General features: G+C 58.6%; 14 protein-coding genes and 1 riboswitch. Of the genes, 9 read left to right on the plus strand and 5 right to left on the minus strand.

Annotated elements, in window-relative coordinates; genetic code table 11:
* Positions 1-23: 23 nt before the first annotated feature.
* From SD425_RS13865 to SD425_RS13880, 4 genes are all read right to left on the minus strand, one after another.
* Complete coding sequence (locus SD425_RS13865; protein WP_324670532.1) at positions 24-1,496, minus strand: RagB/SusD family nutrient uptake outer membrane protein; 1,473 nt, start codon at positions 1,494-1,496, stop codon at positions 24-26.
* Between the two features lie 21 nt (positions 1,497-1,517).
* Positions 1,518-4,688: a TonB-dependent receptor gene (locus SD425_RS13870; RefSeq protein WP_324670533.1), complete on the minus strand. Its 3,171-nt coding sequence runs from the start codon at positions 4,686-4,688 to the stop codon at positions 1,518-1,520.
* Positions 4,689-5,137: 449 nt separating this feature from the next.
* Positions 5,138-5,788, minus strand: coding sequence for an HD domain-containing protein (locus SD425_RS13875; RefSeq protein WP_324670535.1), 651 nt, complete (start codon positions 5,786-5,788; stop codon positions 5,138-5,140).
* Between the two features lie 127 nt (positions 5,789-5,915).
* Complete coding sequence (locus SD425_RS13880; RefSeq protein WP_324670536.1) at positions 5,916-6,836, minus strand: GlxA family transcriptional regulator; 921 nt, start codon at positions 6,834-6,836, stop codon at positions 5,916-5,918.
* 321 nt (positions 6,837-7,157) lie between these two features.
* Positions 7,158-7,249: riboswitch (SAM riboswitch) on the plus strand.
* A 538-nt stretch (positions 7,250-7,787) separates the two neighbouring features.
* Here SD425_RS13880 and SD425_RS13885 point away from each other — a divergent pair.
* From SD425_RS13885 to bshB1, 5 genes are all read left to right on the plus strand, one after another.
* Positions 7,788-10,811 (plus strand): TonB-dependent receptor, encoded by a 3,024-nt coding sequence (locus SD425_RS13885; RefSeq protein ID WP_324670537.1) that lies wholly within the window; start codon positions 7,788-7,790, stop codon positions 10,809-10,811.
* A gap of 175 nt (positions 10,812-10,986) precedes the next feature.
* Entirely contained in the window at positions 10,987-12,345 is a 1,359-nt protein-coding gene (locus SD425_RS13890; protein ID WP_324670538.1) for a RagB/SusD family nutrient uptake outer membrane protein, read from the plus strand.
* Between the two features lie 159 nt (positions 12,346-12,504).
* Positions 12,505-15,165 (plus strand): M14 family zinc carboxypeptidase, encoded by a 2,661-nt coding sequence (locus tag SD425_RS13895; protein WP_324670539.1) that lies wholly within the window; start codon positions 12,505-12,507, stop codon positions 15,163-15,165.
* A gap of 61 nt (positions 15,166-15,226) precedes the next feature.
* Positions 15,227-15,808 (plus strand): carbonic anhydrase, encoded by a 582-nt coding sequence (locus SD425_RS13900; RefSeq protein WP_324670540.1) that lies wholly within the window; start codon positions 15,227-15,229, stop codon positions 15,806-15,808.
* 153 nt (positions 15,809-15,961) lie between these two features.
* The gene (bshB1, locus tag SD425_RS13905; RefSeq protein WP_324670541.1) at positions 15,962-16,684 is read left to right on the plus strand and encodes a bacillithiol biosynthesis deacetylase BshB1; all 723 of its coding nucleotides are present in this window, start codon (positions 15,962-15,964) and stop codon (positions 16,682-16,684) included.
* 292 nt (positions 16,685-16,976) lie between these two features.
* On the opposite strand, the gene SD425_RS13910 is transcribed toward bshB1, so the two are convergent.
* On the minus strand, positions 16,977-17,483 hold the full coding sequence (locus tag SD425_RS13910; protein ID WP_324670542.1) for a hypothetical protein: 507 nt from the start codon (positions 17,481-17,483) through the stop codon (positions 16,977-16,979).
* 544 nt (positions 17,484-18,027) lie between these two features.
* Here SD425_RS13910 and SD425_RS13915 point away from each other — a divergent pair.
* The 4 genes from SD425_RS13915 (at position 18,028) to SD425_RS13930 (ending at position 25,205) form a co-directional block, all read left to right on the plus strand.
* Positions 18,028-19,347 carry an esterase-like activity of phytase family protein gene (locus SD425_RS13915; protein ID WP_324670543.1) on the plus strand — a complete coding sequence of 440 codons (1,320 nt, stop codon included), beginning with the start codon at positions 18,028-18,030 and terminating at the stop codon, positions 19,345-19,347.
* A 307-nt stretch (positions 19,348-19,654) separates the two neighbouring features.
* Positions 19,655-20,968, plus strand: a complete 1,314-nt coding sequence (locus SD425_RS13920) for an MFS transporter (RefSeq protein ID WP_324670544.1) — start codon at positions 19,655-19,657, stop codon at positions 20,966-20,968.
* 310 nt (positions 20,969-21,278) lie between these two features.
* Positions 21,279-21,857, plus strand: coding sequence for a phosphonate degradation HD-domain oxygenase (locus SD425_RS13925; protein ID WP_324670545.1), 579 nt, complete (start codon positions 21,279-21,281; stop codon positions 21,855-21,857).
* Between the two features lie 63 nt (positions 21,858-21,920).
* The gene (locus tag SD425_RS13930; protein WP_324670546.1) at positions 21,921-25,205 is read left to right on the plus strand and encodes a SusC/RagA family TonB-linked outer membrane protein; all 3,285 of its coding nucleotides are present in this window, start codon (positions 21,921-21,923) and stop codon (positions 25,203-25,205) included.
* Positions 25,206-25,233: the final 28 nt, after the last annotated feature.

The following is a 25,233-nucleotide window of genomic DNA, read 5'->3' on the forward strand; positions in this document are numbered from 1 at the left end:
GACTATTTATCATGGCACCCAAATTAATATCCTGGGTTCTGCGTCAGCTTGCCGCCACTCAGCTGAATTTGGCTCAGCGGGATGGGAAAGACTTCACTTTTGCCCGCCACAAAGCCGCGGCTTTTCAGCACGGTGGCGGCGCGGCCCTGGCGCACCAGGTCGAAGTACCGGTCGCCGTATTCGAGAGCTAGCTCCACGCGGCGCTCTTGCCAAATGGCTTGACGGAGCTGCTCTTGCGAGAGGCTATTGCTGAGCGCACCTAGGCCGGCGCGGGCGCGCACGCGGTTCACGGCGGCTAGGGCTTTGGCGGTTTGGCCTACTTCGTTGGCGGCTTCGGCGTTGAGCAGCAGCACCTCGCCAAAGCGCAGCACCCGAATGTTTTGGTCGCGGCCGTAGCCGCACGATTTATCGACGGAGTTAGGCACGTAGGCCTTCATGTTGTAGCGCTCGTTGGAGTTGCTGTTGTCGATGAAGTCGCCGTCGGGCGTAGTAGTGCCGCGCTCCATGATGGTACCTAGCTTGCGTTTGTCGCCGGGCTCAAAGGCGGCGGCTAGGTCAGCGGAAGGCGTGCAGAAACCCCAGCCTAGCTGCGGCCGCGCCATTTGGGCTTCGGCCCAGTAGGAATTGGCCACGTCGCAATTGCCGGGCAAGGACGTGCACTGCACCTCGAAAATCGACTCTGGCCCGTTCTCGCCCTCAATGCGGAACATGCGGTAAAAATCCGGCACCAGCGAGTAGCCTAGGTTCAGCACTTGATCGGAGGCAGCCAGCGAAGCGGTATAGTTTTTCTGGTAGAGCTGCGCCTTCGCCAGCAGCGACAAAGCCGCGCCTTTAGTCACCCGCCCCACGTCGCTGCTCGGGTACGACACCGGCAAGATGCCAGCCGCAGCGGTTAGGTCGCTGATAATAAGCGCATATACTTCATCACGACTAGCCCGCGGAATGTTCTGCTCGTCACTCGTCACGGCGGGTTTGGTGTAGAGCGGCACACCGCCGTAAGCCCGCACTAGGTTGAAGTAAGCCAGCGCCCGCAGAAACTGCACCTCGGCAACGTAACGACTGCGCAGGCCAGCATCCATGTCGATGTTGGGCACATTCACAATAACCTGGTTGCAGAGCAGTACTTGCTGATACTGCCCCAGCCAGTAGCCCTCGGCCGAGCCGGCGGTAGCGGTGAAGCGGAAAAACGAGTAGTCGTTTAGGTAGTCGCCGTCGCCAGGCACGCTACCCTTGTCGGCGTCGTCGGACGGCAGCGTCGTGACGGAGAGCCAGTTGAAGGCTACCAGGTTGTATTCGCGCAGTTTGGCGTAGCAGGAGCTAACGGCCGCCGCGGCGTCGCTTTGGTTTTTGAAGAACTCAGCTACTACAGGCTGGCCCTGGGGCTGCACGTTGAGGAAGTCGCTGCACGATACGCTCAGGCCGAGCGTCAGACCTAGCACGGCTAGCATCGGCAACGCCCGGCGCCGGATCGGGTACGCAGGTGTAATCTTGTTCATAGCAGATAGAGGCTAGGTCGTTTAGAAGCCGATATTGATACCTAGGTTATAGGTAGCAGCCAGCGGATACACGTTCTGGTCGAGGCCAGCGTAGGTGGGCGTGCCGCCTACTTCGGGCGTGAAACCCTTGTATTTGGTCAGCGTCAAGGGGTTCTGGGCGTTGGCATAAACGCGCAAGGTTTGCAAGCGCAGCGTGCTAACGAGGCTCTTCGGGAAGTTGAAGCCCAGCTGCACGTTGCGCAGGCGGATGTAGTCGCCCTTCTCCACATAGTACGAGCTAGGGTCGAGGTTACGTCCCGAAAGGTCAGCCGACGGATAGCTGTTCGAAGTGCCCGCCCCGCGCCACCGGTTCTTGTAGAAATCCTGGGTGTAGTTTTCGTTGCCCACGCGCAGCAAGCGCAAGGCGTTGAACAACTCCACTCCGCCTACGCCCTGCACATCAAGCTGCAAGTCAAAGGCTTTGTAGCGGAAGTTGGTGTTCAGGCCGTAGGTAAAGCGCGGGTTGGGGTTGCCGAGCACCACGTAGTCGCGGGCATCGAGCAGACCGTCGCCGTTCTGGTCTCGGTAGCGCAAGTCGCCGGGCTTGGCGGTACTGCTCTGCGGCGACTCGGCTACCTGCTGCGCATTTTGGAACACGCCATCGGCTTTGTAGCCGTAGAACGCGCCGATGGGGGCACCAATCTGCGAGATGGTGGTGCGGTAGTCGCCGAGCGGCAGGGCGCCAGAAAAGAGCGGCGCGCCACTAGCCGTGGCAATCACCTTGTTCTGGTTGTAAGCGCCCACGAGGCCCACCGAGTAAGAAAAGTCGCCGGTGCTGGCCGAGTTCCAGCGCACGGCCGCTTCTACGCCCTGGTTCTGGAAGGTGGCGTTGTTATCGAGGTAGCCGATGCTATTAGCGTAGCCCGGCCCCGACAAGATGGGCACCGGAAACACCGCATCGATGGTGCGCCGGTTGTAGTAATCCAGCTCCACCGATAACTGGTTGTTGATGAAGCCCATTTCCAGACCCGCGTCGGCTTCCCGCACCTTTTCCCAGCGCACGCGCCCGGCGGCTAGGGTGCTGATGTTGGCGCCCGTAATGGGCGTGCTTGGGATACCGAAGAACCCGGCGTACGTCGGGTAAAAGTCGACCACCGACACAGCGATGTTGTTCGGTACCTGGCTGTTACCGAGTAAGCCGTAGCTCGCCCGCAGCTTCAGGAAGTTGAACACGGAGCTTTCCTTCAGGAAGTCTTCTTCGGAAACCACCCACCCGAGGCCCACCGACGGGAAGTTGCCGTAGCGGTCGGAGCCGGTGTACTTGCTGGCACCGTCGCGGCGGAAGCTAGCCGTGAGCAGGTAGCGCTCCTTGTAGGCATAGTTCACGCGGGCAAACAGCGAGAAGATGGTGTACAAATCGACAGGGTTGGCAAGCGTGGCGGTGCCCACCGTGCCGAGGTTGAAGTAGTAACTATCGCTGCTGCCGGCCTGCACGCCGTTGACGGCGCCAATGATTTGCTCAGTGCGGTTACGTAGGGCCGTGGTGCCTAGCAAGGCCGTGAGGTGGTGGCCTGTGCCGAAGGTGCGGTCGAAGGTGAGGGTGTTTTCCCACTGCAACTGATTGCCTTGGCTCGTGCCCTTGCGCAGCGTATTGCCCCGGTACACCTGAAACGTGGTGAGCGAATCAGCCTTTTGGTAGTTGTAAAACTTGGCTGCGGTGTAACTGACGCCCACACTGGTGCGCAGGGTGAGGTATTGCAGGAAGTTGAACGAGGCAAAGGCATTACTCACCAGCGTTTGGCCCTGCGAGCGTTGCACGAAGTAGTCGAGCGTGCCGCGCGGGTTGCCGAAGTTGCCGAGCCCTGAGCCGATCAGCCCTGGGTCGCCGTAGCGGCCATTCGCTTGAAACACGGGCAGCACGGGTGGCGCCACGTAGGCCTGCGCAAATACGTTGGAGCCGCCCAGTGCGAAGTTGGAGCTGGTGCCCGTAGCCGCCCCACCTAGCCCACTGTAGCTGGGGAAAATGCTGGAAGCTAGGCCGGGCGCATCGTGCGCGTCAAGGTTAGCGAAGCTAGCCGAGTAACCAACTTTGATGTGGTCGTTGAGAGCGAAATCGGTTTGCAGACGCGCCGTAATCCGCTCGAAATCATTCTTCTGCAAAACACCTTCTTGGCGCAAATACGAACCGCTGAAGGTATAGGAGGCTTTTTCGCTGCCACCGGATAGACTCAACTGGTGGTTTTGGGTGGCCGCCGTGCGGGTCACTTCCTTGAGCCAGTCGGTAGAGGGCAGGTTGGTAGCGAGGTTGTTGCTGGGGTCGATGCCGGTGAGGGCGTATTTCTCGTTGAGCAATTCGGCGTACTGCTGGGCGTTAGCCATTTTGATGCGGTTGGTCACAGTTTGCACCCCGCCAAAGCCGTTGTAGTTCACCCGCGTTTTGCCAGCTTGCCCGCGCTTCGTCGTCACAAGCACCACGCCGTTGGCCGCCTGAATACCGTAGATAGAGGCGCTGGCCGCATCCTTCAGCACTTCTACGGAAGCAATGTCATCCTGATTCAGAAAAGCTAGGTCGGAGCCGGCCGGCAACAGCGTGCCATCCACCACGTAGAGCGGCGACACGCCCGCCAACGAGCCCGTGCCGCGCACCCGGATTTGCGGAGCGGTACCCGGCACGCCGGCGTTGGTGATCTGCACGCCCGCTACTTTGCCTTGCAGCGAGCTAACCGGGTTCTGTGATGCCTGATTGACGAGTTCTGCTCCCTTCACCGAGGCAATGGCGCCCGTCACTTCTAGCTTCGACTGGGTGCCGTAGCCGACCACTACTACCTCGTTGAGGCTGCGGGCCTGCGGAGAGGCAAACTGCACATCGAGCGTGCTGCGGCCATTTACCGCCAGCTCCTGGGCCGAGTAGCCGATAAAGGAAAACACCAAGGTGGCGCCCGCCGGCACGTTGAGCGAGTACTGCCCGTCGGCGTTGGTTGCCGTGCCGACAGTGGTGTTTTTCACCACCACGTTCACGCCCGGCAGCGCCTCCCCTTTCTCATCGACGACTCGGCCGGTGATGGGGGTGCCCGTTTGGGGCGTTACTTGTTGCCAGAGCGGGGCGGCTTGGGTCGTAAGTGGGCTAGCTTGGCTTACCCCTAGCCCCGAAATCAGCACAGTAGCCCAGCGAGCAGACGGACTACAGCTGCCTAAAAAGGGTAGAATTCTCATATCATATAGAACAGTTGAAAAAAGAATACCAGTAAAGCTGCGGACAAGCTCAACTATAACGCAGTTACTAAGAGATTTGCGAGATAAGAAGTGGCAGCAGCAAGCTGGTCTTTCGATTTGCTTGCTACGTCATCCGACAGGTAATTGCTAACTACCTTAGATTCTGTCTTGTTTTGAAAACCACCCTATGAAAAGCAAAAAAATTTAGCAGTATTCTTCTATATTGTCAGAAGGACTCAACTATTCCACGCTTCACTCTACCAGCAACAGGACGTAGCGTTATTCTACCAGTCCATACCATTGCCTTTGTGCGGATCATGTGCTGCGACAACTTTTGGGAGGCCTACTAATACAAAGCACCGCCTGCTTCGAGCTCAGGTCGGCCAGCAAATGAAGCCGTAACCCAGTCGTTGGACCGGGCGTACGGCATCGTAAGCTACCTAGCCCAGCTACTCACTCCACGGAGAGTTGAGCACAAGCTCACAGAAATTGGGGCTCTTGTAACCGGGGATAAAGCGCTCGGCCACATCGGCTTTGATGTTGCCAAAGGTGGTTTCCGGCTTGTGCGCAAAGCCCCCGAAGAAAGTTTGCAGAATGTTGTCCTTGAAGCCCGTGCGCGGGAAAGCCGCCAGCACTTGCTCGCGCTGCTCGGTTGAGAGATGCTCGTAGCCGTCGCCCATCACGTCGAGGCCGACGCCCGAGTACAACAATGCCACTTCGGGCTCCTTCCACTCGGCTATGCCAATGGTGGTATGCAGGGCAATGGCATCCCAGACGACTTGCGCGTCGTGGGCCGGAATGCCGTGCGACTGCAGGAAGCGGCGGGCCGCATCGGCCCCGTCTACCTCAAAGCGCTTGTGCTTGCTGCAGTAGTGCTTCGTCAGACCTAGGTCGTGAAAAACAGCACTGATGTAGAGCAGCTCTGGGTCGAACTTCACCTTGGCCCGCTCGCCGTTTAGCACGCCATACACATACACGCGCAAGGAGTGATTGTAGAGGAACTGCGTGCCGTGCTCCAGGAGCAATTCCGTAGCCTGCTGGGCCAGGGTAGAATCAGGCAGGCGCACGCCGGCCACCTGCTTTAAAAGGGTTTGTGCCATGTGGTTAAGAAGTAAAACAAGGGTAAAATGAAAGGCAAGAGAGTACCTACTTGCCCCGAGTGAGGGCTAGGTGACAGGCAGTTAGCTGCGCGCGAATGAAGGGTTTAAGCAGCCCCTAGGCCGACCTCTAAGCCGGGCGGGCCAGCAGACGCTGGAGCTGACGGGGGTCACGGAAGCCGCAGCGCTCGGCAATGGCCTGCCGCGTCAGGCTGGAGGTAGCCACGAGCGTGCGGGCAGCCTCAGTCCGTATTTTGGTCGAAAACTCGTTGATGCTCACGCCGGCGTGCTGGCGGAACAGGCGCGTGAGGTTCCGAGGGCTGCTGTGCGCCACCTCCGCCAGAACTTCCAGGGTGGGATTTTCGGCCAAGTGGTTGAGCAAGTAGTCTTGGGCCCGGTGCACGCCCGGGTGCAGATGATTACGGTGGTCGAGGTACACGCTCACCTGCCCGTGCACCCCATTTCGGCGGTAGTAGAGCACCAAGCGGCGGCTAACCTTGTAGGTTAACAAGGCCCCAAAACGCTCTTCCAGCAGCGCCAGCGCTAAGTCGATGCCTGCCGCAATGCCCGCGCTGGTATACACGCCCCGGTCGTGCACATACAGCCGATCGGTAAGCACCCAGCTGTCGGGATACGTCTGTTGCAGGGCGCCTACGTGCTGCCAGTGGGTGGTGCAGGTTCGCCCTGAGAGCAAGCCAGCGGCCCCCAGCAGAAAGGCACCAGTGCACACCGAGCACAGGGCGACCCCGCGCTCGGGTAGCGCCCGCAGCCAGTCGTAAAAGTCCTGGTGTTCGGCGCTGGCTAGCGCGGGCAATGCATCATCGGCAATGCCAGGAATAATGACTAGGTCGCCGGCTTGGGGCCTTACGCTGCTGTAGTGAGATACTGCGGCAAAAGCTAGCCCAGCCGAACTACGAGCCGTGGGCTGGTACTGCACGTAAGCTAGCTGCAAGTCAGCTCCCTGAGCACGAGCTTCTTCAAAGACCTGCACGGGGCCGGCCAAATCCAACAAGGTGCACTGGTCCGGGACAACGAAGAGGATAGTGGGCATACGCAGCGATTAGGTTCACAAAGATCCCCTGCTCAGCGAACGTAGCCTAGGCCATAGTTCGGACATTTTAGGCCAAGTGTCCTTAGATCAGCGGGAGCACCATGCGAGGATGGAACTGTGGGCTCAGTCACGGAATACTAAGTGAGTTCCAAGCTAGCTGATCCGTAAGCGAGCCGATTTGCGACAAAATAATAACCTGCTTACCAGCAGTTAGCACCGCTTTCCCCGCAGAGACTACCCTTCAGATTAAAAGAAAATTTGCGTTTCTAAAAAACGCCCTATTACCTTTGACCCAATCAATGCCTTCAACCTGAAGGCTGGTTTTTATACAGAGGCGTGGAGAGACAGGCTCGACGATACGCCGACAACCCCCAGAGTGTCTGGAACGGTGCCAAATCCTGATCATATAAAAACAACACAGCCGTGAAACGCTTCCTGAGCTCCCCCGCCGCTACCGCCCCTCTTCATGCCGTACAGCATGGATGTTGTGGCATGCCGTGCACTTTCGTCTGTATGCAGGCGATGGGTATGAGCTACTAAGGACCGGGCACCCCCTATTTCCCTTCTTGTTTGCTCGCGTTGTAGCGGGACCTAGCACCTCCCCCTGCAACACCACCAGGCAGCTTTTGCCGCTTGCCCAGCCGCGACCGTTCCGGACGGTCGTTCTGGCACCATCGGCACTTAGCTAGCCTTATCCTCTTCGTAAAATACTATTCTGTTGTCTTTTTGGCCAGCACAGCTCGACTATGCCCAAGTTGAGGCAGTGGCCGCGTACCTGCTTGTTCTGCTCAACACCTAGCTCACGCTGCCAAATGGCGGCGCCAACGAAGCACTTAGGCAGTACCTGAAGGCTTAAAAACGAGCTACTACAGCAGCAAGGCTCAGCCTAAAAGGCCCCAGAAGCAGGAGCTACCCAAGCATGCTCCTGCTCATCCTTACCCTCCTTTTCAGATGAAACTCTCTACTCTTTTGGCAGCGCCAGTCGCTGTCGTGAGTCTAGCCAGCGCGAGTTACGCCCAGTCCGTAGACGCGCAAACGGTGACCGGTACCATTACCGATGCCACCGACCGCAGCCCTTTGCCCGGCGTAACGGTGGTGGTGCGCGGCACGACCACGGGCGCCTCCACCGACGGAAACGGCCGCTTCTCCCTTACGCTACCTGCCGGCAACAACACACTCTTAATCAGTGCGGTGGGCTACCAAAGCCAAGCTATCAACGTCACTTCCGGTTCGGTGAGCGTGGCCCTGAAATCGGCGGTAAGGGAGCTCAACGAAGTAGTGGTGACTGGCTACAGTGAGCAAAACCGTAAAACCCTGACCAGCGCCATCAGCTCGGTGAAGGGTGATGAACTGAAGGACATTCCGGCGGCTAGCCCCGACCAGTTGCTGCAAGGCAAAGCGCCCGGCGTGCAGGTATCGGCCAACTCGGGCGTGCCGGGCGGCGGTATCTTCATCCGCATTCGGGGCAGCAACTCCGTGAATGCCAGCAACGACCCGCTGTACGTGGTAGATGGCGTGTTCATTAACAACACGAATCTTATTGCCACCGGCCTAGGTAACCAGGTGTCCTCTAACCCGTTGGCCGACCTGAACCCCCAGGATATTGAGAACATCGAAATCCTAAAAGATGCCAACGCTACCGCCATTTACGGCTCCCGCGGGGCTAATGGCGTGGTGCTCATCACTACCAAGCGCGGCAAGGCCGGCGACAAAACGCGCATTACCTTCAACACCTACCAGGCCGTATCGAAGGCGCCGAAGCAGTACGACTTGGTGAGCGGTCCGGAGCTAGCCACTTTGGAGAACGAGCGTTTCCTTAACGACGGCGGTAATCCGGCCCAAGTGCCCTATCGTCCGGTAGCTAACGGCGGGCGCGGCCTGCCGGAAGAACAAACTACCTATGACCGGCTTTCGGACGTGTTTCGCACGGCTCGGACCCAGAGCTACGAGCTGTCAGCGGCCGGGGGCTCGGCCAAAACGCAGTTCTACATCGGCGGCGGCTATTTCAAGCAGGAATCCATTGCTAGACCCAGCAACTTCGACCGGTTCAGCCTGCGCGTGAACCTCGATAACTCCGTGAACGACAAGCTGCGCATCGGCACGAGCACGGCCCTGAGCCGCACGCACCGCAACGTGAGCAGCAACGACAACAACCCGGTGGGCGTCATCAACTCGGCCCTATTCACGCGGTCCAACCTGCCCAAGCTGAATCCCGACGGCTCTTTTGCCAAGTACGGCTCCTTCGATAACGCCCAGGCCCTCATCAATAACCTGAACAACGACGCCGTGGGCTCGCGCGTCATCTCGAACGTGTACGGCGAGTACCACTTGCTCAAGAATCTGACCTTGCGCAGCAGTTGGAGCATCGACTTCAACGACATGTACGAGAACAACTTCAACAACACGTTGATCTTGGCCGGGCAGCCCCGCGGCACGGCCAACTCCTACCTCTCCCGCGACATCACCCTGCTCAACGAGCAAACCCTGAACTACCACCTCGACTTCGGTGACCATTCGGTGCAGGCTTTGGTCGGCAACACGATTCAGAAGAATAGCTTCCAGCGCACCAGCCTGGCGGGGCAGCAATTCCCCAGCAACGACCTGACAACCATTGCCTCGGCGGCCACGCAAACCGGGTCGTCGTCACGCTCACAGGCCGGGCTGGTGTCGTACTTCGGCAAGGCCACCTACAGCTTTAAGCAGCGCTACACCGCCGACGTGAGCGTGCGCGCCGATGCCTCTTCGCGCTTTGGGCAGGACAATCGCTGGGGCTACTTCCCGGCCGTGGGCCTAGGTTGGCGCTTGGGGGAAGAAAGCTTTGTGCGCGACCTCAACGTTTTCCAAGAACTGAAGCTGCGCGCCAGCGTGGGCAAAACCGGTAACCAAGCCGGTATCAGCGACTTTGCGGCCCTCGGTTTGGTGCAGGGCGGCGCCAACTACCTCGACTTGCCCGGCACCGCGCCCTTGCAGCTCGCCAATCCCAACCTGAGTTGGGAAAGCACCCGGCAGTGGAACGTGGGCCTGGATGCGGCCGTGCTGCAAAACCGCCTCGTGCTGGAGCTAAACTATTATGATAAGTACACCTCGGGCCTGCTGCTGAACGTGCCGGTGCCGCGCAAAACAGGCTTTGCTTCGGTGGTAGAAAACTACGGTGCCGTTAGTAACAAGGGCATTGAAGTGCAGCTCACAGCCAACTGGCTGCCCAAGTCGGCGGTGCAGTGGAGCACGACGTTCAACGTGGCCCGCAACGTGAACAAGATCGAAAAGCTAGCTTCCCCGATTACCTCGGGTTCCCGCGACATTTTTCGGCTGGAGGAAGGCGCTCCGCTGTACTCCTTCTGGCTCTACCACCAAACCGGTGTGAACCGCGAAAACGGTGATGCGCAGTACGAAGACGTGAACGGCGACGGCCAAATCTCAGTGGCCGACCGCAAGCTGGTGGGCAATGCTTGGCCCAAGTACTTCGGTGGCCTGACCAACTCCGTGACCTACAAGGGCTTTGACTTCAACTTCCTGCTGAACTTCGAGCAAGGGGCGAAAATTATGAACATGAACCGCTTCTTCCTCGTGCACGGCGGTACCCAGAGCAACATCGGCTACCTGCGCGAGCAGCTCGACCGCTGGCAGAAGCCCGGCGACGTGACGGACATTCCGCGCCTGACCACCGTGGCGACCAGCAACAACTACGGCGGCGTGGTGCAAAACCTGAGCGACCGGTACCTGGAAGATGGCTCGTTTCTGCGCCTGCGCACCCTTACTCTAGGGTACACGCTGCCGAAGGAAACCATTGCTAAGGCCCACCTGAACTCGCTGCGTGTGTACGTGCAGGCCGCTAACCTCTTCACCATCACGCCTTATTCGGGCCTCGACCCGGAGGTGAATTCGCAGAGCGGCGTGAGCAATACCAAAAACATCGACTGGGCCACGGTGCCTCAGCCTCGCACCTTTCAGCTAGGCGTCACGGTCGGCCTGTAAACCCTTCAAAGTAAGCTTGATACCTAGGTTAACTGAATCATGCTCTACCGATTGCGGGCGTTGGTTCCCGCAGAGGACGCAGAGGGTTCCGCAGAGGACGCAATGTTCTGAGCCCCTGTAGACGAACCCGGATTGGCAGTTCACCTGAATACCAAGCACTAAGCACTACTTCCAGATGAAGCACTCACTATACCGTCTCTTTTTTGCGTTCCAGACCGCGGCCGTCTCGCTGAGCCTTTCGGCCTGCAACGACAAGCTGCTGGAGCCTACGCCCGCCCAACAGCTCCCCAGCGACAAGGCCATCACCGACGCTGGCAGCGCCCGCTCGGCTACCATCGGGGTCTACGACCGGGTGCAGGCCTACTACCAGCTTAACTGGCCCGTGCTAGGTTTCCTGCCCGGCGAAGATGTACGCTTCAACGGCACGCTAAACCAGTTTCTACAAATTGACCAGAACCAGCTCAGCGCTGATAACGTGCTGATTACGGAAGCTTGGACGCAGATGTACCAGGCCGTGAACGGCGCCAACAATGTTATTGCGGCCGTGCCCGGCGTGAACGACCCGCTGCTACCCGCCGCCGAGAAAGACCAACTGCTGGGCGAGGCGTACTTTCTGCGGGCTTTGGTGTACTTCGACCTAGGTCGGGGCTGGGGTGGGGTGCCGTTGGTGCTCACGCCCACCCGCACCAAAGAAAACGGCCAGGGCATCCGGCGCAGCTCCATCGCCGAAACCTACGCCCAGGTGCTTACCGACCTAACCCAGGCCGAAGCGCTGCTACCCGACGCTGCCACCCGCAACCGGGCCGTAAAAGCCTCAGCTCGCGCCTTGCGTGCCCGCCTACATCTCTACCAAAAGCAATGGACTGACGCCGAGACGTATGCTACCCAAGTTATTAGCAGCAACAACTACCGCCTAGTAACGCCCTACCGCTCGTTCTCGACGGCGCCGTTCCTGAGCCAAGAGTCCGCGTTTGAGCTAACCTTCAGCAACTCCGACGCGAATACTATGTGGAACAACTGGTTCCCGAGCGCCCTCGGTGGTCAGTTCAACTTCCAGCCGGTACCCGCCGCCATTGCCCTGCTGAATGACCCGAATGTGGGCGGCAGCCGCTCGGCGCTATTAGCCACTACCACCATTGCCGGCGCCAACGTGACCTACGGCAACCTCTATAGCCGCTCGGCCCAGCGCGACGATCCTAGCTATGTGCTGCGCCTTGCCGAGCAATACCTCATCCGGGCCGAAGCCCGCGCCCGCCAAGGCAAACTTACCCAAGCCCTGGCCGACCTAAATGCGGTGCGCGCCCGCGCCGGCGTGCCCGCCAGCACCGCCGCCACGGCCGAGCAGCTCTTGTTAGCCATTGAGAATGAGCGGCGCGTGGAATTTGCCTTCGAGTCAGACCGCTGGTTTGACCTTGTGCGCACTGGGCGCGCCGGCACGGTACTCGGCGTCACGGACCAGCGCCGCTGGGTGTTCCCCATCCCCTTCAACGACCTCGTGGCCGACCCGGATCTGGAGCAGAACCCAGGGTATTAAGGGCTCATTTAAACAAGCTACAAAAGAACGTCATGCTGAGCTTGTCGAAGCATCTCTACCGCCAAAGTAGATGATTACCACTGCGGTAGAGATGCTTCGACAAGCTCAGCATGACAGATACCATTGCACCATCAACCTCGCCTTCCAGTTTCTACTTCCATGTTAAAAGCATACGCATCAGCGGCATTGCTGACGTTAGGCCTAGGTCTGACGGCGCCGGCTACTGCCCAAAACACGTACTTCTTTCCAACGGCCCAGGCTGGCAGTTTTGACCCCGCTATACCAACCCCCGAAAAGTTTCTGGGCTACCCCATCGGCACGCATTACACGCGTTCCGACCAGATTGTAGCCTACCTGCGCGAACTGGATCGGGTATCGGATAAAGTGAGTTTGCGGGTGCTAGGCAACACTTTCGAGGAGCGGCAGCAGGTAGTCGCCACCATCACCGACCCCACCAACCAGCAGAACCTAGCCAAGCTGCAAGAGGCACGCCGGGCCTTGGTCGACCCCAAGTTGCCCGCCCCTGATTATGGCAAGCTGCCGGTAGCGGTGAGCCTGAATTTTGGGGTGCATGGCAATGAAAGCAGCTCCTCGGAGGCGGCCCTGCTGCTCGCGTATTACCTCACGGCGTCTACCAGTCCCGAGACTAAGCAGTGGCTGGAGCAATCCGTCGTCACCATCGACCCGCTGGAAAACCCCGATGGCCGCGACCGGGCTTCGCACTGGTTCGACCAGAATAAATCGTGGCCCAATGTGACCGACCCGCTCGACCGGGAGCACACCGAAGCCTGGCCGGGCGGCCGCACCAACCACTTTTACACCGACCTAAACCGCGACTGGCTGCCCCTGACCCAGCCCGAAAGCCGTGCCCGCATGGCGTTCTTCCACGAGTGGTACCCCAACGTGATGATCGACTTTCACGAAATGGGCACCAACGGCACCTACTACTTCGAGCCCTCCAAGCCCTTCAGCACCGAAAACGACCTCATTCCCCGCGCCACGTACGAAGTGCTCAACGTGCACCTAGCTAAGTATTTCGCCAAGGCGCTGGACAACCTAGGTTCCCTGTACTGGACCAAGGAACAGTTCGATAATCTGTCGCCCATCTACGGCTCCACGTATCCCGATTTTGAGGGCGGCGTAGGCATCACCTTCGAAGTAGCCAGCTCGCGTGGCCTGGCCCAGGAAGGCGCCAATGGCGTTGTGACGTTTCCCTTTACCATTCGCAACCACGTGGCCACGGGCCTTGCCACCGTGCGCGGGGCAGTGGAGGAAAAAGAGCTGTTTCTGAAGCATCAGCGCGACTTCTTCACCTCCGCTCTCACCGACGCCCGCAAGTTTCCGACCAAGGCCTACGTCTTTGGCAGCGCCTCGGACGAGACCCTCACCAACAAGTTCCTAAACCTGCTGCTCCAGCATAAAATTGAAGTGCACGAGCTAGGCAAGGACGTGACGCTGGATAAGCAGGATTTTAAGAAGGGCAAAGCCTATGTGGTGCCCACCAGCCAGCCCCAGTACCGCATCGTCAACTCCTTATTTGAGGAACTGACGACTTTCCACGACAGCGTTTTTTATGACGTAACGGGTTGGAGTCAGGCCCACGCCTACGGACTGCCAATTTCTAAGCAGAAGAATACCAACCTAGTACAAGGCGCTCCGGTGCAGGAGCTCAAGACGCTGGCCGGCGCTGTGCGCGGCGGGCAGAGCAGCTACGCCTACATTTTGCCGTGGTCCGACTACAACGCCGCCCGTTCGCTCACGTCCTTACAACGGGCGGGCATCGTAGCCAAAGTGAGCTTCAAACCCTTCACCGCCGGCACGAAGGACGACCACACCGACTTCGGCTACGGCACCTTGGTCATCCCGGTGGCGGGGCAGAAGCTTTCGGCTGATTCAGTGTTTCAGATCGTGAGCCGGGTGAGCCGGCAGAACCAGGTGACGTTTACGGGCGTGGGTACCGGCTTCAGCCTGAGCGGCATCGACCTAGGTTCCAACAACGTGCGTACGGTGCCCGAGGCCAAAGCGGCTTTGCTGGTGGGTAATGGCACCAACGCCTCCGAAGTGGGCGAGGCGTGGTTTGTGGCCAGTCAACAGCTAGGGTTGCCGCTGAGCCGCATCGAGCTCAGCAACTTCGCGCGAGCTCCGTTGGGGCGCTACACCAGCATCGTGCTGGTAGGCGGCGTGTACACGGGCCTAGATAAAGCGTCGGTAGATAAGCTGCGCCGCTGGGTGCAAGATGGTGGTACGCTCATCACCCTCAAAAATGCATCGGATTGGGCTATCAAGCAGGGCATTGTGAAAGAGAAGCTTCTGATTCCGGCCAACGGTGGCTGGGCTGATACTACCGCCACAGCCGCCGCGGCCAAAAGCAAGCTAGGTACTCAGGCGGCGGCTCACCGTGCCGACTTCGTGCAGCAGGAGCAGGAAGGCACCCGCGCCATTGCCGGCTCCATCTACTCGGCCGATATCGACATCACCAACCCCATCGCCTTTGGTCTGACTAGCCGCAAGCTGTACGTGTTCCGCAACGGCACCACTTTCCTGAAGCCGAGCCGCAACCCCTACGCGACGGTGGCCCAGTACACGGCCAAGCCGCTGGTGAGCGGCTACGTGTCGCAAGCTAACTTAAAGCAGATCAGCAACTCGGCAGCTGTGGTGGTGAGCAAAGTAGGCACGGGCCGCGTGGTGCTTTTCGCCGACGACCCCAACTTCCGCCACTACTGGCACGGCACCTCCCGCCTGTTTGCGAATGCTTTGTTGCTAGGTCCGCTGCTCAATTTGCCGGAAGGCCCGGCGGCTATTTCAGCGGAAGAAGAGTAGGCTGCACCACCCAAAGCTGCTTTTAATCACTTATTGATCAACTGGTTAACTCCCTTATCTTATGAGTCAGATTTTGCAAGAAGTGCTTGCGGCAAATGCGCAATACCAAGCCTCGTTTGGCGAGAAAACCAATCTACAGTTGCCGCCTGCTCGCGGCTTTGCCATCCTCACGTGTATGGATGCGCGGCTGGACCCCGCCAAGTACGCCGGCCTCGCTGAGGGCGACGCCCACGTGATCCGCAACGCCGGCGGCCGGGCCAGCGACGATGCGATTCGCTCCCTGGTAATTTCCTACAAACTACTGGGTACCAAGGAGTGGTTTGTGATTCACCACACCGACTGCGGCATGCAGTACTTCACCGATGACGTCATTCGGGAGCTGCTCGCCCAAAGTCTAGAAACGGCCACTGTAGACGCCACCGGCTGGCACGATGTGGGGCAAGGGCCCGGCTCCGACGAAGCTAGATTCGTGGCCTTTCTGCCCTTCCGGGACCTAGCCGACAGCGTGGTAGAAGACGTGGCGCGCATTCGGCGGCACCCGCTGGTGCCAACTACCATTCCGATTTACGGCTATATCTACGATGTAAAATCGGGTAAGCTCATTGAGGTGCCCGCGGCGACCAAAGCCGGCAGCGTCGGGTAGACGCCTGCCGATTTATTCGAGGACGCTCGGCGTGTACTGGTGGCGGCCGGCGCACGCCGAGCGTCCTTTTTTAGCGAGGGTTTAGCTCATCTTTTAGTTAAAGGCTAATGAGTTAAAATAAAGAAAATAAGACCTTTTACTTGCTGCTTGTTCATGAAGCTTGACTTGTTGATGATTGCTGCTCACCCCGACGACGCCGAGCTAGGCTGCGCTGGCACCCTACTCCGCCACGCCGCCGCCGGGCGCCGCGTCGGGGTGGTAGACCTGACGCGCGGTGAGCTAGGTACCCGCGGCTCGGCGGCGTTGCGCGACCAGGAAGCGCAGGACGCGGCACACATTCTGGGCTTAAGCGTGCGCGAAAACCTGCGTATGCGCGACGGCTTCTTCGCCAATGACGAGGCCCACCAACTGCGCATTGTTGAAGTCATTCGCCGTTTCCAGCCGGAGATCATTCTTACTAACCCCAACGTCGACCGCCACCCCGACCACGGTCGCGCCGCCGACCTCGTCCACGACGCGGCCTTTCTGGCGGGCTTGACAAAACTTGAGACGCACTGGGACGGCGTGCCGCAAACGCCCTGGCGGCCGCGCTTGTTGTTGCAAGCCATTCACCACAGCTACGTGCGCCCCGATCTGGTCGTAGATGTCACGGCTTTCTGGGACCAGAAACTGGCGGCGCTCACGGCATTCAAAAGCCAGTTTTACCACCCCGAATACAGCACTTCTGAAGCGCACACTCCTATTTCCACTCCTTGTTTTCTGCACGTTCTGGAGGCGCGGGGACAAGAGCTAGGAAGCTACATTGGGGCTACCTACGGCGAGGGATTTACGTGCCGGCGTCCGTTCGGTCTGAATGATCTTTTCCTCTTGCAATAGCCAGTAACAATATGATATCAATAGATATGAACGTGGCAGCAGATGAACAGCTAAGCTAGGTTATGCGTCGGCTGTAATAACAAGCAAGAACAAGAACTTGAGCGACAGAAGAACCTAGGCATACGAGAGTTGGCCGATCATCTTAAGTGTGGCCAATGATACGCAACGGCGTAGTCGCCGCACCTACCACGAGGTTCTAGCGTTTCCCTGCTGCCATCTGCAGGCTTTATAAAACAAAGAGCCCTAGCTACATAGCTAGGGCTCTTTGTTTTAACAACAGGTAATACGGCGTTTAGCTAACCGTATCTTCGCTGGGAGCACTGGGAGCAGCAGTCGGCGCGGCGGGGCTAGCCGCGGCCGGCTTACGCTTAACGAAGGCAACCGGACGGGCGGGCCGTAGGCGAGCCGGGGCGGTCTTGGAGCTTATTACGGCTTCTGCCTGAATGGCTTCTGCGGCGTCAGTTGCCGAGGTTTGTTGGTTGCGCTGCTTGGTTAGCTCTTTTGCTAGGCGTCGCACGGTTTTTAGCAGCGCTTTGGGCAGATTGGCGTCCGCGTTTAGCACCGATTCAAACTGCGGGGCAAGCGACGCCAGAATTTCTGCTGTGAGGGCTTGGCGCTCAGCTTTGGCGGCGGCTTTAGCGGCTAGCTTAGCTTGCTGACGCTGCTCACGCGTCAGCTGCTTCGCTAGCTTATCGAGCGTGCCGGTCAACGTTTTGGTGGGCGTATGATCCGCGAGGTAGGGCTGCAATCGCTCGGTCAGATCAGCGGCAACAGCTTGCTGATGAATTTTCGCTTTCATAAGGGTTGGAATAGAGTGGAAGAAAGTACGCTGTTCAGCCTAGCAGGTAATAGAGGGCTGTTAGCACCACCAAGCCGGTCATGAACAAAACGACGATCAGATCGTCGCGCGAGGGAGTAGAAGCAGGTTCCATAGGGTGATTAGGTTACCGCAAAGTTAAGACTTCCCAGCAGGAAGCTCGACGGATACAGCACTTTTCAATGTTAAGTTTTCACCCTAGGAAGTCTGCCTGGAATTCTTAACGCAATAAGCTAGCAAACTGCTCACCAGTCAGTTAGCAAGCAGAACGAAGCTAGCTATCAGTAAACGTTCTCAGTCTCGCATGCAGGTCGGAGCCTTGCGTACGGTCCGCCGAATGTCGGTGGGCGTGCTTGTTACCCATGTTTTTGGCGTGGCGAGCTAGCTCCTGCGCAGTTTATAGACCACGTGTAACCATCGCACTGTAGAGTTTACACAGGCTTCATCTTGAACGGAGTATTGGTCACATTCAGGCAACATACGACTTGTACTTTGCCGGCCATTTCTTTCACGTTTTTCATACTTTATGAAAGCCAAACATCTACCTACTCTTTGGGCCGTCAATGCTTTTTTGGCTGGCAGCTTATTTCTTGCTTCCTGCCAAGACGGCCTCGAACTCCCCGACCTATTTTCCTATCCATCCTTTGCCGAGGCGAGCGACCCAAAAGTGCTTTCTACCGCTCCCAACGGCACGTTGATTTACGGGGGTGGTTTTGGTTCCTCTATAGCCGCCGATCCGCACGATCCAAAAGTGTTTTACCTGCTTACCGACCGGGGACCCAATGCAGCCGGGACGGCGCCCAACTCGATTATCCTGGGCAAAGCTGATTTCGCGCCGCAGATTGGCAAGTTTCGGGTGGTAAATAAAAGGCTGGTGCTAGAGCAAACCATTCTGCTAAAAAACGTAGCTGGTCAGTCGCTAACGGGCTTGCCGAACCCTGCTGGCCAGGGCAGCACCGGCGAAAGCGCCTTTAACCTAAACGGCCAGCCCCTAGCCCCCGACCCCGAAGGTATCGACTCGGAAGGCTTAGTGCTAGCCACCGACGGCACGTTCTGGGTGAGCGACGAGTACGGCCCCCACCTCGCCCACTTCGACGCCACCGGCCGCACCTTGGAGCGAATCAATCCCTTTGGTACGGGCACGGGCGGGCGCAAGCTGCCCCTGGTGCTGGCGCTGCGACGCCCCAACCGCGGCATGGAAGGCCTCACCATCACCCCCGACGGCAAAACGCTGGTGGGCCTGATGCAGTCCCCGCTCTACAATCCCTCTTCAGCAGCGGTGTCGGGTTCGACGGTCATTCGAGTGGTGACCTTCGATATTGCCACGGGCGCTACCAAGCAGTACGCCTACCTCATGGAAAATGCTAGCCTAACGGGGTGCAGCGAAATTGCCGCCATTACCAACACCACCTTCCTGGCCCTGGAGCGCGATGGCAATTACGGCGGCAGCCCCACGGCCCCGGCCACGTTCAAGCGCGTGTACAAGTTTGACCTAGCCGGCGCTACTGATATCTCCGACCCTACCAACACGGCCGCCGGCAAGCTCTACAACGGTCTGACCGTGGAGCAGTTGAAAGACAAAACCGGCTTGCAGAACGCCGGTGTGGTTCCGGTAACGAAAACCCTCGTGTTTGACCTGCTGACCGACATTTCGCCCGTGTATCCTCATGACAAAGCCGAGGGCCTAGCCCTGTTGCCCGACAACCAGCTCGCTATTTCCAATGACGATGACTTTGGCGTAGTGGATAACGGCCAGAATGGTTTTGCCCCGAAAACCCTGCCCGCCACCGGTCAGGTGGATAAGAACCGCATCTACTTCGTGAAGCTAAAAACGCCACTGAAATAACCGAAAGCACGCGAGAAAGGCGCGTAAGTAGTGGGCTTCACGGCCTGCTGCTTACGCGCTTTCTTTTTACAAAGCGTTTTCGGGACTCTGCAAGGCGAGGGAGCATTTTCATAACCAACAGGTAACCTAGGGGCAACACCGCTGTACGCCGAAAAACACAACTTTGCTTTTCCAAAATAGCACTGTATCAGCTAGCTACCTAGGCACCTATAAGCAGCGCTAATTCATTTTAGGCGGGACACAGTTGCGCCTTTTAGCCCCAGGGCACGCGCCACTACAGCACGTTTTCACCTGTTATTTCTTTCTTGTGCCTGCCCCTTCCACGCACAACGCCCTGCAACGATGGCAACTCCGAACGGCCCTGAGCCTGTTCGTGGGGTACAGCGCGTACTACCTGTGCCGCTCCAACCTAGGTATTGCCGCGCCGTTGCTCATGCGGGAGTTCGGCGGGCGTGGGCTGAACAAGGAAGTGCTCGGTCAAATTGCCTCCGTGGGCGTGCTGTTCTACGCGGCGGGCAAGGTGGTAAATGGCGTGCTCGGCGACTTTCTGGGCGGTAAGAAGATCTTCTTGCTCGGCATGGTGGGCGCAGTGGCGGCCACGGTGGTGTTTGGGTTGGGGCAAGGCGTAGCCGTGTTTTTCATGGCGTGGGCCTTCAACCGCCTGGTGCAATCCATGGGCTGGGCCGGACTGGTTAAGACGACGGCCAACTGGTTTTCCTACCAGTCCTACGGCAAAATCATGGGGCTGCTCAGCCTGAGTTACTTATTCGGTGATATTGTGGCGAAGCTGCTGCTTGGGCAACTGCTGGCGGCGGGGCTAGGGTGGCGCAGCTTGTTCATGGCGGCGGCAGGTATTTTGGCGTTAGTAGCGCTCATCAATTGGTTTACCCTGAAAAGTAGCCCGGAAAGTGTAGGCCTGAAGGCGCCGCCGGTTAGCCCCGAGAGCCTATTCACCAGCGCTGACCTCGCGGCTGATCAGCCGGCTTCCCTGGGCGCCTTGCTGCGTCCTTATTTCCGCAGCCAGGCCTTTCTACTCATGCTCATCATGTCGTTTGGACTAACGGCATTGCGCGAAGCTTTCAATTTCTGGCTACCTACTTATCTGGTTGAAGCTGCACACCTTAGTGAAAGCACTGCCTCCCAGTATAGCGCGCTCTACTCCGTATTCGGTATGGTTTCCATTCTCGGGGCGGGCTACGTTTCGGATGCGTGGCTGCGCGGGCAGCGCGGACTGCTCATCCTGGCCGCGTGCGTGCTACTGCTCCCCGTGCTGCTGCTCATGACGATGCCCGCCACCAGCAGCACGCTGCCACTGCTGCTGACCTCGCTCACAGGGCTACTGCTGCTCGGCCCCTACTCTTTTCTGGCGGGCGCCATGTCGCTGGATGCCGGCGGACGGCAAGGGGCCGCGACGGCGTCCGGCCTAGTCGATGCAGCGGGCTACGTGGGCGGCACTTTGGCGCTGTGGCTCACGGGTCGGCTCGCTGAGCACCAGGGCTGGGGCAGCGCCTTCCTGGCGCTAGCGGTGCTAGCGGGTGGTACTGCCGTGGCCGCCGTGGTTTTCTACCGCACCCAGGAACACGAGCCATTGCCTAAGCTGGCGCTAGAACAACCTAGCTGATGTGTTTACTTATATGAAATTATAGATCACAATTAGTTAACGATTTTATAACTAATTGGCGTCCTGTTTTTGCGCGCGAAATAAGTCCTTTGCCTAAGATTCAAAGCGACCTAGAGGATATCACCCTATCCCGATCTGTTACCAGCTTCTTCCCACCCTTGCCGGAAGCTGCGTTTTCATCAGCTCCCTCTTTGCCTTATATGCAACAGTACCGCCGGTAACAACGGCAAGCCTAGTGCACCAGACGACCTTGCGCAGACTAGCTACTCCTACCCTAGCTGCCCTCGTTCACCCTACCCCATTTCCGTAGATGACTACAGGTACTGAAAACCCGCGCGAAACGGTGGAGCAGCTTTTTATGCTCTACCAGGAGCACGGCAACGAAGACTATATCGGGGAGCCGGTGTCGCAGCTTGAGCACATGTGGCAGGCGGCGGCGCTGGCCAGGGCCGAAGGCTACGACGACGAAGTGGTGCTGGCCGCTTTCTTCCACGACCTAGGTCACCTGTGCGCCTCCCAGGAAGAGGCCGATTCCATGGCCGGTTTCGGTGCCGTGAATCATGAGAAGCTCGGCGCCGACTACCTGCGGGCCTGCGGCTTCTCGGAACGCATTGCGCAGCTGGTAGAAAGCCACGTGCTAGCCAAGCGCTACCTCACCTACAAACACCCTGAGTACCTGCGCCAGCTCTCCCCAGCCAGCCTCGCGACGCTGGCTTTCCAGGGCGGCGTGATGACTGCCGACGAAGCCGCCGAATTCGAGCAGAACCCCGACGCAGATATCATCATCCGGCTGCGACAATGGGACGACCTAGCCAAGCAAGAGGGTATGCCCGTGAGCAGCTTGACCACCCTTAAAGGCCTGGCTTTGCAGCATTTGCTCTCTCGCTAAGTCTAGCGCTTGCCGCCCGTGTGGGGCAGCTTCTATCCGTTCTTCCACTTCACCAACTCCTCTATGAAACTATTTTACAGGCAGTTCCACGTGCTCTTCCTGGTGCTGCTGTTCGGGCTGATGCCTCAACTGCTCCTGGCCCAAAGCACCATCAGCGGCATCGTGAGCGACGAGCAACACCAGCCGCTGCCAGGCGTGAGTGTTATTGTGAAAGGTACCACCAAAGGCACCACCACCGACAGCCGCGGCCAGTTTACGCTTGGAGCTAGCTCTAGCGAGGTACTGGTGTTTCACTTCGTGGGCTCGGTGCCCCAGGAAGTACCCGTGGGCGACCAAAAGACATTCACGATTACCCTGCGCACTGATAACAAGCAGCTCGACGAAGTCGTGGTGACGGCCCTCGGCGTGAAGAAGGAAACCCGCCGCATCGGCTACGCGGTGCAGGAAGTAAACGGCGAAGACCTCGTGCGAGCCCGCGACCCCAACCCTATCACCGGCCTCACGGGCAAGGTAGCGGGCTTGTCGGTAGGTCCGTCGGCGGAGCTGCTGCGGGCACCGAGCGTGGCTATTCGCGGTAACTCGGTGTCGTTGTACGTGGTCGATGGCTTTCCCATCGACACGGACACCTGGAACATCAGCCCCGACGACATTGAAACCTACACGGTGCTGAAAGGCCCGGCCGCGGCGGCCCTCTACGGCAACCGCGCCCAGAACGGCGCCATCCTGATTACAACCAAGAAAGGCAGCAAAAACAAGAAGGGCTTTACGGTAGAGCTAAACTCCAGCAACGTGCTGCAAACCGGCTTCTTGACCTTCCCCCGCTTGCAGGATTCGTACGGCGCGGGCGAAAACACCCAGTATCAATTTGTAGACGGCAAGGGCGGCGCGCCCGGCGGCGTCGATGGCGACTACGACGTGTGGGGACCGTTTTTCAACGGGCAGTTAATTCCACAGTACGACAGCCCCATTGTGAACGGGGTGCGCCAGGGTACGCCTTATGTGGCGCGGGGAAAGAACAACCTGAAGAACCTGATGCGCAATGGTTTTCAGACGAACAACAACATTGCCCTGAGTGCCAACGGCGAGAATTACACCACGCGCTTTTCGGTGTCGCAGCAACACCAGCAGAGCTACATCCCCAACAACGACCTGAACATCGTCAACTTCAACCTGTACGGCGGCTTCAACCCGAGCCCGCGGTTTAAGGTGGAAGCTAACCTGAACTTCAACCGCCAGTTTACCGACAACTTTCCCGACGTCGACTACGGCCCTAACAGCTTGCTCTACAGCACCGGCATTTGGACCGGCGCCGATTGGGACGTGAATGCGCCCGACATCCGCGGCATCTGGCAGCCGGGCAAAGTCGGTACGCAGTCGGTGTTTGCCGAGTACCAGCGTTACCACAACCCGTGGCTGATGGTGGAGAAATGGACCCGCGGTCATTACAAGAACGACATCTACGGCTACCTGACCGGTAACTACAAGATCGACGACCACCTCAGCGCCACACTGCGCACCCAGATCAGCACGTACAACCTGCTGCGCACGGAGAAAATGCCGTTTTCGGCCCACCCCTACGGCCGGGAAGGCAACCAGGGTGACTACCGCGAAGACCGTCGCAACTTGTTCGACAACAACGCGGAAGGCTTCCTGAACTTCAACTACGACCTAGGTGCTTCGAAATTTCTGAACCTCTCGGGCTTGGTGGGCGGCAACGTCCGTAACTTCACCTACAACTCTAACTGGACCTCGACGGACTACCTGAACGTGCCGGAAGTGTACGCCTTCAGCAACTCCCAGAACCCAGTGCAGTCCACCAGCTTCAACTCCCAGATGCGGGTGCTGAGCGCCTACTACTCTCTGGACGCTACCCTAGGTCGGTACGCTACCATCTCCACTACGGGCCGCGTCGACAAGTCGTCGGCTTTCCAGCAACCCACCACTTACTACTACCCGAGCGTGTCGCTGGCCACGGTGGTATCGGACTACGTGGGGCTGCCGACGGCCATTTCCTTTCTGAAGCTGCGCGCTTCCTACGCCAACGTGCGCGCCGATGCTACGTCTGCGACCATCGGACCGGCTCCGTTTAACTCCATCACCGCGCTGGGCGGCAGTACCGGCAACTCGCTCTTTACCAACCCGCTCGGCTACGGCACCACCTACGCTTCGCCCTACAACGGACCGGATTATTCGCTGCAATCCTTTTACTCTACGAGCAAGCCCTACAACAACCAAACGGCGGGCTACGGCACCAACAACCTGTTCCAGCAGAACCTGAAGACAACGACCCGCGTGAACTACGAGCAAGGGTTTGACATCAAGTTCCTGCAAAACCGCCTAGGTCTGAGCGCCACGGCCTTCCAATACCTGGATGGACCGCGGGTACTTGCCAACGCCATTTCGTCGGCGACTGGCTACACGATTGAATACATCAACGCGCTGAAAACCAAGAAGACGGGCTACGAGCTGAGCGTGAGCGGCACGCCGATTCAGAGTGCGAATGGCTTCGGCTGGGATGTGCTTGTGAACTGGGCCACCTACAAAGAAGTGTACAAGGAGCTGCCCGCGGGCCAAAGCGTGTACCAGACCTTCTTCCGGGAAGGCGACCGGACCGACAAGCTCTACAGCACCGCCTTCGTGCGCGCTCCTGATGGACAAATCATCAACGACGCGGCCGGCAAGCCCCTCATCAACCCCGTGCGGCAGAACCTAGGTAACCTGAACGCCGACTTCAACTGGAGCATCTACAACAAGGTGCACTACAAGTCCTTGAGCCTAGGTTTCCAATTCGACGGGGCCGTGGGTGGCGTGACCACCGACTACATGCACAACAAAACCATGCGCGGCGGCCGCAACATCGAAACGGTGCAAGGCGCTCTGGGCGAAGCCCGCTACCAGGACTGGCTGAACTACGGCAAAGCAGGTTACAACGGCACGTATGTGGGCGAAGGTGTGGTGATTTCGAACGGTGCCAAGATCAACTACGATTCGCAAACCGGCCGCATCCTGAACCCTGACGAGCTGCAATTCGCGCCTAACAAGCAAGTGACGTTCGTGCAGCCCTACGTGAGCCAGTACTACAACGCCGACGAAGCCAACCTGATGAGCAAGACCTTCGGCAAGCTCCGCGAGGTGACCATCACCTACGACCTACCTAGGTCCTTGTTGGCCAACACCTTCATCCAGCGGATTTCAGTGTCGGCTATTGGACGCAATCTGCTCTACTTCTACGGCGACAAGCGCTTCAAAGACGTGGACCTCGACCAGTACAACCTAGGTACCTCGGCCACGGGCTTGCAGTCGCCCACGGTGCGCAGCTACGGCCTGAACCTGAACGCCACCTTTTAGCGGATTCGCTTTACGAAGGCAAATTGTC

This window comes from Hymenobacter sp. GOD-10R, from assembly GCF_035609205.1.
Classification (GTDB): Bacteria; Bacteroidota; Bacteroidia; order Cytophagales; family Hymenobacteraceae; genus Hymenobacter.